The organism is Nostoc sp. NMS2 (assembly GCF_017115105.1).
Classification (GTDB): domain Bacteria; phylum Cyanobacteriota; class Cyanobacteriia; order Cyanobacteriales; family Nostocaceae; genus Nostoc.
In genome coordinates, this window is the sequence record NZ_JABXKH010000046.1 from 1 (window position 1) to 13047 (window position 13047).

Below are 13047 nucleotides of genomic sequence, written 5' to 3' on the forward strand. Positions count from 1 at the left end.
GGGAGCATCCCAATGCAAGCTTAAATCTTTTCCCTCACCCCCAGCCCCTCTCCCAAAGATGGGAGAGGGGAGACATAACTCTAGTTCCCCTTCTCCCAAACATGGGAGAAGGGGTTAGGGGATGAGGGCTATCAAGGTTTTTGCACATTTGGGATGCTCCCTTTTCCACCACCTCTTACTCCCCACAACTCCTTCTGTTATTAGTTTACTTGGACTTGTGTGTACACCGTAGGCACGCGGGGAGGGGAGACAAAGCGTAGCTTTGGCGGGGTGGGGTAAAACGCTTGTGGGATAAGCGTTTGCTCTTAATTTGACACCAATGACCAATACTTCGGCTTACCTCGACTTCGCTCGGCACAAGTCGCTCGGCACAAGTCGCTCAGTACAAGTGACCAATGACAGCCTTTGCCAGTTAGCTTTAATTGCGCCGACCGACTTATCATCTGGAATAACACTCGGCTGTTGTGTAAGAACTTCATAGCTGAACTTTGATGACCTAGAGGTTTTTCTAATGCCTATCGATCTATTAAGCCGCAAAAAAACTCATTTTGTCTTGTGGCGTGTCGGTGCTTCAAAACTAGCTCCTACTCTCTACATTGGCAACACTACTCCCGAAAACCCAGACAGATTAGCTCAATTGAGAGAAATTCCGCTTCGTCAATCAGCAGAATTTCCAGAATTGTGGGAAGTTTCGGCTAAAGAATCTGGTCTGACTGAAGGACAGGTCTACTATTACTGGTTTAAAGTCCGCAACTCAGACCCCTACGCATCTGCCAATGCTAACCAAATTCTTTACTGTACAGATCCAACAGCGACAACTATAGATCGACGCTTTCCTGCACCAACGCCGTCAGAGTCAGGAGGCGTTACTAGCTCCGATCCGGCAAGCGTCGTGCTTTATCAAAATGGGACATTGATTCCCTGCGATCCGCAAGGGCAAACTGTAAATTGGCAAGGCGATGCTCCTTTAGAGACGCTGCCAACTAATAATCAACTGGTGATTTACGAATTACCAACTCGCTGGACAAAGATTAACTCAAGTGGATTAATTGAAGAAGGAAACGGTACATTTCGTGATGTACTGGCACTATTGATACCAGAAGCGATCGCTCCTACTTTTCCCATGATCACCGCCTTGAATAACCGCGCTCATCTTGGGGAACTGGGAATCAACGCCTTAGAACTTCTGCCACCAGAAGACAGTGATGATAATCTCAATTGGGGCTATGGTACCGCAAATTATTTTGCCGCAGATTTTGACTTAGGCCGTCCAGATAGCCAGTCAGCACCCACTGCTTCAACTGATTTAGCTAATTTGATCAAAGCCTGCCATCAGCAAGGGTTGCGCTTTTTTGTGGATGTGGTGATGGCATTCTCACGGAATAATCCTTACCATAACGTTAATTTTTTGGAATTTTACATCAAATGGGCCAGTGGCGATCCAGAACAAGGATCAAGAGATGGCTTTGGTGGGGATTTATTTAAGTACAACTATTGGGTAGAGGGCTATAATCCCACTACTGGACAAAAGTCCTGGTTTGTGCCAGCCCGTGAATACTTAAAAGCCCATATTGCCCACTGGTTGGAATACTATCGGGTTGATGGTCTGCGGTTGGATAGCGTGAACAATATTGCCAACTATGACTTTTTGCAAGAATTTAAGGATTTTGCCCGCACCCTTTGGGACAAAAGAGGTGGAAGCGGCGATCGCTTCCTCGTAGTTGGCGAAGAGTTGAGTGTACCTCTATCTCTCATTCAACAAAATCGTCTGGATGGACTTTGGAATGAAAAGTTCAAGCAAATCATCCGACAAGTGATTTTAGGTAAGAATGCCTGGGATGAACCCAGCTTTGAGTGGAGTATCCGTAAACTAATTGATTGCCGAAACTTAGGCTTTACAGATGGTTCTCAGGCGGTAAACTATATAACTTCCCATGATGTTGGCGGTTATGGCAACGAGCGTTTCTTCAGCTACCTGCTTAGTAATGGAATTGCTGATACTGAACCGCGCATTAAGTTAGCATTTGTCTCGCTGCTTACCTCTGTAGGAATTCCCATGATTCTTGCCGGAGATGAATTTGCCGATCAGCAAGATTTGCCTCCAACAGACGATCATAAACAAATTGACCCAGTTAACTACAGCCGTGTAAAAGATGATTGGCGGCAACGCATTTTCCAATACGTTGCAAGGTTGGTTCGCTTGCGTAAAACTTCTGATGCTTTAGCTGTGAATGATACTAAATTTATTCATGTTGACTTTAATGATGGTAAGCGAGTTCTAGTCTGGCAACGTGGTAATAAAGCCGATCAATTAGTAGTTGTAGTGGCAAATTTCTCTGACTACGGCACTCCTCCTGCTTCTGAGTACAGAGTCCCGAATTGGCCTGCAACCCCAGTTGGCAAGCAGTGGAAGGAAATTACTCAAGAGCGGATAGTTCCATCAGAATGGGTAGGCAGAGAAGGCATCTTCCCTTGGGAAGCGAAAGTGTACGCTCTAGTTTAATCTTGATACCGCTCAATGAAACATGATGTTAGGGACTGACAAGAAATAAATTACCCAATCTTGTGGGGTGGGCCGAAAAGCCATTGGTGTCAAGTTAACGCGAAACCCTTGTCAAGACGTGATATTGAGTTTACTCACTGACCATCACTCACCGCGTTACCCCACCCTAACCCTCCCCTTATAAAGGGGAGGGAACCAGATTTCTGATCTCCCCCTTAACAAGGGGGGATTAAGGGGGGTAAAATGCTTGCGGGATAAGCGTTTGAGCTTAATTTGACACCAATAGTGGGGACACCCATCCCACAAGAAAATTTGGGATGTTTTTTTATTTGGAGGTTAGAATACCTTTACTGAATTCTGTTTCGATAAACCAGCGCACAGATATTTTATATGTAGAGATATTGCATACCAAGTCTTTGCTTGAGTTACTTGGCTAAACCCTTCTAGAATTAAAACTATTGTAGGGAAATTGTATTAATAAACTTACTTTTATTCTGGGAGGTATGATGAGCCGTCCAATAATTCTTGGTATTGTCGGCGACAGCGCTGCTGGGAAAACAACACTAACGCGGGGAATCGCTCAGGCACTCGGCCCAGAAAATGTCACAATCATCTGTACAGATGATTACCACCGTTACGATCGCCAACAACGTGCAGAAATTGGCATCACTGCCCTCCACCCAGATTGCAACCATCTGGATATTATGCAGCAACATCTGTCGCTGCTACGCACAGGACAACCAATTCTTAAACCAGTTTATAGCCACAAAACAGGCACATTCGAGGCACCGCATTATATCAAGCCCAGTAAATTCGTGATTATCGAAGGATTACTCGGTTATTCTACTCGTGCTGCCCGTGATTCTTACGATGTGAAAGTCTACCTTGCGCCTCCTGAAGAATTACGTGCTAAGTGGAAAGTCAAGCGAGATACCCAAAAACGAGGCTACACACCTGAACAGGTGCTAGCGGAACTAGAAAAGCGCGAACCAGACTCAGCCCAGTTTATCCGTCCGCAACGGCAATGGTCTGATATAGTCATTAGTTTTTATCCACCCACCGATGAAGATGATGAAACCAATGGACACCTAAATGTCCGACTGGTACTGCGTCCGACAATTCCCCATCCAGATTTTACCGCAATTACCAATTCTAGCTACGGTAATTCTGACTCAGCCATCCGTTTGGGGCTAGATAGGGATATGAGTAAACCGGTAGATGTCTTAGAAGTTGATGGTCATGCCACCTTAGAACAGGTGAATAAGCTAGAGCATATTATTTGTTCTGATATGCCGCATCTGCGAAATATTTGCGATCGCGAAAGTAATCCAGAACTGGGTAAAATTGCTGGTACAACTGGGGAGACATTGCAAAGTTACCCCCTAGCTCTCACCCAGCTAATTATTACCTACCACATGCTCAAAGCAACACAAATTTATCAATAATCAGCGAAGATGAAGGGTTTAATGGGTTTGCGATGCCTGTGGTCAGCTACGCCAACGCACTATACTTATGCTCTTCAAACTCAGATGCTCAGGATTGTGACTTGACAGGTGCTTGTAACAATTCAATATCTCTAATTTGAAGAATGCCACTACTCTCAAATTGCACACTAATTTGAACTTTGGCAGCATCTACTTCTTTTTTAAAATGGGCACGCGCTTCGTAACGCTTAAAATCTAGGGTTGGTGAAACTCCTGTAGCCCATGATGTTGTGGTTCTTCCGCCCCATTTTCCTGGTCTACATAAACCTAAACTCACATTAATTGGTTTTTCTGTGTCTAGCGCTTTCGCATTAAATTGACAAGCAAAAACACACTCTTGGACATTGGGTTCTGCAACTTCAAATAAGATGACATTTCGCAAAGGATCTGTACTAGTCAACAACAACTGATTATTATCGTCATAAGCTTCAATTTGCCAACTTTCTCCAACAATTGCAATACCTCCCTTTGTCACCGTAGAATCGGCAGATGTGAATCGACGAATCAGCACAAATGGCTCTGCGGGTTCGGGAACGCCGAAGCGCTTTTGCAGATCGTTACCGACTTCTTGAATTTTAGAGTCAATAAAACCTTTCAGATTGTTGAATAAATCGTCAAACATAGCGATCGCCCTAAATTATATTATTTTTAGTATTCCCTGTGAAAGTTGCCAATGAGATTACCCACATAAACTTACAAGGTTAAAGATTTTCTCAAATAAAGGTGATTTTGACCGCAAAGGAGGGATAACTAAGGATAGTTCGATGTGTGGTGACGATTTTCTTAGTTTATGACCTATTGCCTCAGAATTGCCGACCTACCGACAAATGAGCGTCCGCGTGAACGATTAATGACGCATGGTGCCAAAATTTTAGCCACAGCAGAATTAATCGCAATTCTTCTAGGCACTGGTCAAGGCCCAGGGAAATTATCTGCTGTGGGTTTGGGACAATTTATTTTGAGCGAATTAGGCAAACACCAACGCGATCCTTTGGCAGTTTTGCGAGAAGTTAGCCCCGCAGAGTTGATGCTAATTTCTGGTGTTGGCCCGGCAAAAGCGACAAGTATTTTAGCAGCAATTGAATTAGGTAAACGTGCCTTTCAATCTCGACCGAATGACGGAACATTAATTGATAGCCCACTTGCTGCTGCTGCTACCCTCAGTCAAGATTTGATGTGGCAGACACAAGAACGTTTTGCAGTGGTGCTATTAGATGTTAAAAATCGCTTGCTGGGTACGCAAGTAATTACCATTGGCACAGCAACCGAAACCCTAGCCTCTCCCCGTGATATTTTTCGGGAAGTTATTCGCCAAGGTGCAACGCGGGCAATAGTTGCCCACAATCACCCTTCTGGGAACCTTGAACCTAGCCATGAAGATATAGAATTGACGCGCCAGTTGTTAGCAGGGGCGCAGCTTTTGGGTATTCCGGTACTAGATCACCTGATTTTGGGTAATGGCAATCATCAGAGTTTACGAGAAATAACAACCTTGTGGGATGAACATCCGCAAGGGGATTAAAATAATTCGTAATTCGTAATACTTCGGCTACGCTCAGTACAAGTTCGTAATTCGTAATTCAAGACTTGTGAGAATTGCAACCCCCAGATCCCCTTCCTACTTTTTACTATTGAAGCTTCTTAATTAACTCCAACAGTTGTTGATAATCATCTGTTTTCCCTTGTTCCAAATTGAGATTAGCAGCTTTTTGTAAATCCGCGATCGCACCCTGTTTATCTCCCAATGTATAACGGGCAACTCCCCTCCCCGTATAAGCTGGAGCAAAGTTAGGATTAATCCGCAAAGCCTGATTAAAATCAGTAATTGCTCCCTTTTTGTCTCCCAACTCAAAACGGGCAATTCCTCTTCCGGCATAGGGTGGGGCCAGGTTGGGATTAATTCGCAAAGCTTGGGTATAATCTGCGATCGCTCCCTTTTTATCTCCCAACTGATAACGAGAAATTCCCCGGCCCCCGTAGGCTTCCGCATAGTTGGGATTAATTTTTAACGCTTGGTTAAAATCTGCGATCGCCCCTTTGCTGTCCTCTAGATTATTGCGAGAAATCCCCCGATTATTGTAGGCAAAGACATAGTTGGAATCAATCTTTATAGCTTGGTTATAATCTGCGATCGCACCTTTCTTGTCTCCTAAGCTATAACGAGCTAAACCCCGGTTATTATAGGAGTCGGCATCTTTAGGATTAATCTTGATAGCTCGGTTATAGTCATCAATTGCCCCTTGGAAGTCTCCTAAGTTATAGCGGGCAAGACCACGATTATTGTAGGCTTTAAGATATTGGGGATTAAGACTAATTGCTTTAGTATAATCAGCGATCGCACTTTTAAAATCTCCTTTATCGTATTTATCGCCACCTTGAATATAGAAGTCGTCCGCTTTCGGTGCTGTTTCTGTTGCTATGCTGGGAAGACTAACGCCTAAATCTACCCCAACTTGAGTTGACAATCTCAAAAAGGTATTAACCGGAATGCCTAAATTAAAACCTGATTTCACATAAGCAATTGTGGAATTAATTTTTGAAGTTTCTATATCTGCTTCATCTCCTCTACCATGAATTCCTACCAATTCACCTCGATCGTTCAGCACCGGGCCACCACTCATCCCCGGTAAAGTAAGATTACTGTAGACCAAGGTATAGCCATCACGCAGAGGTTTAGAAGCATTAGCAGTAATCCGCCCAGTGACGAAATTATAAATTGTGCTGGAAATTGCTGCTGTGGCTTGTGGGAAACCAGCCACATAAGCTGTAGTTCCTTCTGTAGCTGCATTTGAGTTGCCGATTTTAGCAACAGTGTAAGTTTGTTGGCTGGTAAACTGTACAATTGCTAAATCTACTTCAGGCAGCTTTTTCACAGTCTTGTAGTCGAGTGGATAACGTTGACCATCTGGGGTGACAATTTCATATTTGGCTTGATTTTCGATTACGTGCTTGGCAGTAAGGACAATATAAGTGTTGCCTTCTCGCTGAATAATTACTCCAGTACCGGAACCATTTTGATTGTCAATTAGTACCGTGATTGCTTTGGCAATTTTACCCACCTCATTTGAGGATAGGGCCACGGCAAATTGCGGTGGTCCAAGGGTAATTGCCACTCCCATGATTGCTGGTACGATCGCATAATAAAATTTCATCCTTTCTCCCTCATCACCTCTTATCAGCCTTATAGGTTGTTTGAAAAGTCCTCTTCTCGGTAACAAAACGTTCTAGATCCCCCTACCCCCTTAAAAAGGGGGACTTTAATTCTAGTTCCCCCCTTTTTAAGGGGAGCCAGCGCGGTCTTGGGGTCTCCCCCGCCGCAGGATGCGCGAAGCGCTGTAGTGGAGCGACTGGCGTGGGTTAGGGGGGATCAACAAGTGCCTAAAATCACAGCTAACTACTTTTCAAACAACATCTTATTTAAAACGGGAGAATCTTTCGTTTTTGTAGATTTTGGTGTCATTTGCACAAGCTTTTCTATTGGTACAGCCCAACTCAAGCGAATAATCATCTGATGTAATTGTTCATCTGCCTTGGAGCCATCCTGAAAAACAGAAGGAGCATCCCACAGAGGATAAGCCTGCATTCCATTCACGCCCACAACCTCACCCTGACAATTCAACAGTGGTCCTCCACTCATCCCCTTTTTGAGATCGTTAGTATATCCAAGCTGATAGCCTCCCTCTAAAGGTTTGAGTAGTACTAACGAAATCTTACCAGCAGTAAACGCCAAACCTTGGTTCTGAAAACCCTCTTCAGTAGCAGGAAAACCCGCTACAAATACCTCATCTCCCTCTTTTGGGGAAGATGCAAGGGATGCTACACCATAGATGGTGGTGGTACTTTGAAATTGTAATAAAGCTAAATCATTTTCCCCAAAGCTGGAATTTTGAGGTAAATTAGCTGCATAAATGCTACCATCCGATGTTTGAATGCGATAGGGGCGATCGCCTGCTTGTAACACATGAGCATTAGTTAACACTGTATAAACAGCAGCTTTTTTCCGCAGCATAATTCCTGAGCCGAGAAAATCTGCTGATAAAACTTTGACCGTGATAGATTGTGCATGGTGCAAGATTTGCCCCGATTGGGAAATGTTGCAATCAAAACTTTTGTATGGGGCAGAAACACTGTTAACTGGTGTTGATGCTGACAATGTAAGAGATAAACTGCCAATATAAATAACCAGTGTGAATTTATGCCAATCCATCTGAGTTTACAGATAATATGAAATATTAGCGACACCAAATAGCCCGTCGTAGACATCCCTTAAAAAAGCAGGGAAGCAGGAGGGCATTGGGCATTGGGAATTGGGCATGAAGAAGAGACAAGGGAGACAAGGAAGAGACTTGTTCAATAATTCCCCCTTGTCCCCCTGCTCCCCTGCCCCCAGCCTCTTATCAAGGAGTATTACCTGAATCTTGATTGGACTCACTATTTAGCTCATCTGTAGCGTTATTTAAATACACATCAAAATCGATATTAAGCGTGTCCCCACCACTTTCATTCAATACACTTCCAGCTACCAACCCACGGCGATTTAATAACCTTCGCACAGTAACTTTGGCATTACTACCACGCTTGAGAGTGAATAACAAAGTGCTATCTGTACAAGGAGCATTTTCCTTAGTCGCAGCACATACAACTGGTTCTCCTCTCAGCGTCCCAGTCTTGATGTACTTTAGCGTACCATTATCATAGCTCCTTTGAAATCTGCGAGATACTTCTTGACAACGACGTTCAACAGTCCACTCTTGCGAAAAGTAGTTCTGAGAAATCCATTTAATCATTGGTACTTTTCTCCCATCCTGGGTACGAGCAAATGTTACGGGTACACCATTACTCTTTTCGCAGTAGAAGGTTGTCCCTCCAGCGTAGCTAGGGTGATTGATGCTTACAATTGTGGTAAATGCAGTCAGCGAAGCTGTTACAATCCCTATCGATCTTTGACCAAATAACTTTAGTCTCATCATTAATGCGTGGCTTACTAACAAAACAGCAAATATGTTACTGAAATATTAAGACTTAATTGGCAACAAACCCTAAGCGCTTGTTTCCCGTGAAGTTGAATGCTAAGTCTATTGATACTCTACTTTAATAGTTAATAATATTTTAAACTAAGTATTACCTATTTTTCATGTTTATATAACTATAATACATACGGTATAAATATTTATACATATAATGAAAGATTCATTTACCAAAACAGCAGAATTGCTTCGCCAAAATTTACAAAAGTATTTGCGATCGCTGAATAATTGGTTTTTCGATACGCCAGAAAGGGCACTTTTAGAAGCTCAACAAGCCGCTCAGAGAATTAAAAACATCGAAATAGAACATTTTGAAGGTAAAAAAATATCTTCAGAATCAGGAAAATATACTAAAACCGCGATGTCTTATTGGCAAGTCTACCTTGATAAAAATTTAACTATTATCAAGTTCAGGCTGGCAGAATTTCAACTTAGTCGGGGAATTATCAATATCTCTAATTCTGTTTTATTAGAAAAGCTGAAGGTGATTGATGAAGTTGTAGAGAAATATGCTATCAAAGATGAACTGATTAGCAACAGTGAGTTATTGTCAAATTATGAACCACCAAAAATTAATCAGACCAAAATCAATAAACAACCAGGATCATATAATATTAAACGTCTGCCTCCAAATCAAAACACCAGAGTTTTACCTGGGTCTATTGGCAGAACTATTAATAGAATTAAAGGAGATTTTTCCCCACAGGGAGAAGAAGAATTTGTCAGAAATTACCGAATTTCTCAAAATAGAACAAGAATTGGTGTAAAATTTTTGCTCACTTTAATGATTGTTCCTCTTTTGACTCAGATTTTATCTAAAGAATTCTTAGTAACTTCCATATTAGAAAAGACTAGAGGAGAAAATACATCTCAAATTTTCATCAATTCTGACATGGAAAAAGAAGCTCTCCATGAATTATCTAATTTTCAACACAATTTGAGATTTGAATCTTTATTAAATCATGCACCAGCACTTTCTCCAGAGGTAATTAAAGAAAAAGTAAAGGACAAAGCAATTGAGATAGCTGAGGAATTTAATATAAAAACTAAGAGTGCTGTTAGTAATGTTTTTGCTGACTTGATATCATTAATTTCTTTTAGTATGATTATCGTTTTTAGCAAAAGAGAAATTGTGATTGTGAAGTCTTTTATAGATAATATAGTTTATGGATTGAGCGATAGTGCTAAGGCTTTTATAATTATTCTCTTTACAGATATATTCGTAGGATTTCACTCACCAGATGGCTGGGAGGTTCTTCTGGAAGGATTCGCTGAACATTTAGGTTTACAAGCTAGTAGAAATGCAATATTTTTATTTATTGCGACATTCCCTGTAATTTTAAACACTATCTTTAAGTACTGGATATTCCGTTATCTGAGTCGCTTATCTCCATCGGCATTAGCTACATTAAAAGAGATGGACGAGTAATTTATAATTCATAATTATATTATTTTGACGCATTTTTCTGATGATTCGTTAGGCTATGTATATCCTGGTTCTTCTGAAGCGTACTATGGATTTTGAAAGTAAAGCCAATGCCCCAACTTCCACAGACAATATAGAGTTTGCTCAACAAACTACTAGTCGTAAGCCATTGCAATTGCTGCGAGATACCGAGGCTTTACTACGCCGCCCAACTGTAGCAACACTGTCGCCGATTTTGCCACCAAAACTGAGCAATAAATTCCAAGCAACCTCATCTTTGGCAGATGACTCCTTTAAGGAATTGGCAGAAATTGACCTAGACACTATTAGTGATTTTGAACTGCGACCTGTAAGAATTCGTGTTGGCTTAAGCTTTGTTGGTTTTGGGGCGCTGATGATATTAGTGCTACTACTGTACTTGAACACGTTGCATCCAGAACTCAGCACTAGTGAGCAGATTCGGCAATACTGGTATCAATATATTTGGTTTGTTAGTTTGGGTGTTGCGGGGATGTTTATGTTGGGCCGAGAAGCGATGCGTCCTATGCCAAAGCGACGGAAATAATTCGTAATTCGTAATTCGTAATAGAGCCTCCGGCACGCTCCGCGTTAAGCGTTCGCGTAGCGTCTCGTTCGCGCAGCGTCTCCGATAGGAGAAGAGAAGCTATGCCGCAGGCTTTACGTAATTAAGTTTTGTAATGGGGATTTAACCCCAACACAAAACTTGCTTTTTTATTGAACCGGGGGACTTAAACCCACGGAACTAGTTAAATTATGAGGGGTATTTAAAATAGCCACAAAACTTGCCGATGATGGATAGGGATACTTAACTCCTCAAAATTGGTTAAAAGTTATGAATTTGGAATCAAAATTTTATTTATTTAATTAAGAAATTATAACTTTCAGAAATTAGCACTTTATAATATGCTTCGGTATAAACAGCCGCTAAGAAAGAAATTTTATATATGAATTACGATGCTTTCATTGTTCCACCAGGTTCAAAGATTTCTCTGAAAAAAAACTACGATCCAGCTTATAAAACTGATTTTGATCAAAAAGCTGATGCTGCAAACAGATTGCAGACAGATATTGAGCGATTAGCCAATTACCAAAATATTCTCTATGCTCAAAACACCTATGCCTTGCTGATTATTTTTCAGGCAATGGATGCAGCTGGTAAAGATAGCACAATTAAACACGTGACCTCTGGGGTGAATCCGCAAGGATTTCAAGTGTTTAGTTTTAAGGGGCCCAGTACGGAAGAATTAGACCATGACTACCTGTGGCGAACAATGAAGGCTTTGCCAGAAAGAGGTCGAATTGGGATATTCAACCGCTCATATTATGAAGAAGCGCTAGTGGTTCGTGTCCATCCAGAAATGTTAAAAAAGCAACAACTTCCTCATTTTCCTAATGGAAATAAGATATGGAAGCAACGCTTTGAAGAAATTAATAATTTTGAAAAATATTTAGTAGACAATGGTGTGATAATTTTGAAGTTCTTTCTCAATGTTTCTAAATTGGAGCAGAAAAAACGTTTTTTAGAACGGATTGAATCTCCTGAAAAAAATTGGAAGTTTTCAGATAGCGATGTCAAAGAAAGAGCTTTTTGGGATGATTATATGAATGCTTATGAAGAGGTTTTCAACAACACTAGTACAAAATCGGCCCCTTGGTATATTATTCCTGCCGATCGCAAATGGTTTACACGTCTGGTAGTCGCCAATATCATCTGCACAAAATTAGAAGAGCTAAATCTACAATACCCGACGGTTAGTGATGAACATAGGCAGCAACTTTTGGAGGCAAAACGCATTTTAGATCAAGAAGATGAACAGATGATTATAACAGATAAAGGAAAAAAAAAGTAAATTAGTTTAAATATACTGTACAATTTATATAAATGAAGATGAGCAATTGTAAATTGATTAATGTTCTCTGTAACTAATAAGTTTGGTTGGTACTGACAGCCAAAAAATCATGATTCAGATGGCAGAAGATGCCAATAACGCTCCACCTCGCTTTGCTAATGCTGCCTTTGATATTGTAGCGATCGCAGCGTCAGCAGGTGGTCTGACTGCTCTAATTAAAGTGCTATCGACTCTAAGAGCAGAATTTCCAGCCGCGATCGCCATTGTGCAACACATCTCTCCTGAACATCCGTCATTCATGGCAGAAATTCTCAGTCGGCGCACGGATATTACCGTCAAGCAGGCAGAGGAGGGAGATTGCCTTACATCAGGAACAGCTTACATTGCTCCACCCAATCGTCACTTGTTGGTTAACAATGACGGCACGCTTTCCTTATCACAATCGAAATTAGTACATTTTTTACGTCCTTCGGCTGACTTATTATTTGAATCGGTTGCAGCCACTTACAAAGAAAGAGCGATCGCCATTGTGCTAACTGGAACAGGTAGCGACGGCGCGATGGGAGTAGAAGCAATCAAAAAAATGGGTGGTACTGTCATTGTCCAAGACGTAAAAACCGCCGAATTTGCCGGCATGCCTTCAGCTGCGATTCAAACTGGCAACGTAGATTTTATTCTCCCCCTAGATGAAATCTCCAGCGCTCTGGTGACTTTAGTCATGGGAGAATGTAACTAA

Annotated in this window: 12 protein-coding genes; 8 read left to right on the forward strand and 4 right to left on the reverse strand. The window is 41.6% G+C overall.

Features of this window, described 5'->3' with window-relative positions; all coding sequences use genetic code 11:
- Window positions 1-319: 319 nt before the first annotated feature.
- From HWQ36_RS07320 to HWQ36_RS07330, 3 genes are all read left to right on the forward strand, one after another.
- On the forward strand, window positions 320-481 hold the full coding sequence (locus HWQ36_RS07320) for a hypothetical protein (protein ID WP_292699815.1): 162 nt from the start codon (window positions 320-322) through the stop codon (window positions 479-481).
- A gap of 30 nt (window positions 482-511) precedes the next feature.
- Window positions 512-2503: an alpha-amylase family glycosyl hydrolase gene (locus tag HWQ36_RS07325; protein ID WP_292699818.1), complete on the forward strand. Its 1992-nt coding sequence runs from the start codon at window positions 512-514 to the stop codon at window positions 2501-2503.
- A 506-nt stretch (window positions 2504-3009) separates the two neighbouring features.
- Complete coding sequence (locus tag HWQ36_RS07330) at window positions 3010-3948, forward strand: phosphoribulokinase (RefSeq protein WP_292700226.1); 939 nt, start codon at window positions 3010-3012, stop codon at window positions 3946-3948.
- Between the two features lie 88 nt (window positions 3949-4036).
- Here the strand turns inward: HWQ36_RS07330 and HWQ36_RS07335 are convergent, their stop codons facing one another.
- Window positions 4037-4609, reverse strand: a complete 573-nt coding sequence (locus HWQ36_RS07335; RefSeq protein ID WP_292699821.1) for a hypothetical protein — start codon at window positions 4607-4609, stop codon at window positions 4037-4039.
- Window positions 4610-4777: 168 nt separating this feature from the next.
- Here HWQ36_RS07335 and radC point away from each other — a divergent pair, with 168 nt between their 5' ends.
- Entirely contained in the window at window positions 4778-5509 is a 732-nt protein-coding gene (gene radC / locus HWQ36_RS07340; RefSeq protein WP_163937806.1) for a DNA repair protein RadC, read from the forward strand.
- Between the two features lie 106 nt (window positions 5510-5615).
- Here radC and HWQ36_RS07345 read toward each other — a convergent pair whose 3' ends face one another.
- The 3 genes from HWQ36_RS07345 to HWQ36_RS07355 form a co-directional block, all read right to left on the reverse strand.
- Window positions 5616-7139, reverse strand: a complete 1524-nt coding sequence (locus HWQ36_RS07345) for a tetratricopeptide repeat protein (RefSeq protein WP_292699827.1) — start codon at window positions 7137-7139, stop codon at window positions 5616-5618.
- Between the two features lie 242 nt (window positions 7140-7381).
- Window positions 7382-8194, reverse strand: a complete 813-nt coding sequence (locus HWQ36_RS07350; RefSeq protein ID WP_292699830.1) for a serine protease — start codon at window positions 8192-8194, stop codon at window positions 7382-7384.
- A 190-nt stretch (window positions 8195-8384) separates the two neighbouring features.
- A complete protein-coding gene (locus HWQ36_RS07355) occupies window positions 8385-8957 on the reverse strand; it encodes a COP23 domain-containing protein (RefSeq protein ID WP_366828563.1) in 573 nt (190 codons plus the stop codon).
- Between the two features lie 211 nt (window positions 8958-9168).
- On the opposite strand from HWQ36_RS07355, the gene HWQ36_RS07360 reads away from it, so the two are divergent.
- The 4 genes from HWQ36_RS07360 (at window position 9169) to HWQ36_RS07375 (ending at window position 13047) form a co-directional block, all read left to right on the forward strand.
- A complete protein-coding gene (locus HWQ36_RS07360) occupies window positions 9169-10443 on the forward strand; it encodes a proton extrusion protein PcxA (protein ID WP_292699833.1) in 1275 nt (424 codons plus the stop codon).
- An 85-nt stretch (window positions 10444-10528) separates the two neighbouring features.
- Window positions 10529-11005 (forward strand): hypothetical protein, encoded by a 477-nt coding sequence (locus HWQ36_RS07365; RefSeq protein WP_292699836.1) that lies wholly within the window; start codon window positions 10529-10531, stop codon window positions 11003-11005.
- A gap of 400 nt (window positions 11006-11405) precedes the next feature.
- On the forward strand, window positions 11406-12311 hold the full coding sequence (locus HWQ36_RS07370; protein ID WP_292699839.1) for a polyphosphate kinase 2 family protein: 906 nt from the start codon (window positions 11406-11408) through the stop codon (window positions 12309-12311).
- A gap of 109 nt (window positions 12312-12420) precedes the next feature.
- Window positions 12421-13047 (forward strand): chemotaxis protein CheB, encoded by a 627-nt coding sequence (locus HWQ36_RS07375; protein WP_292699842.1) that lies wholly within the window; start codon window positions 12421-12423, stop codon window positions 13045-13047.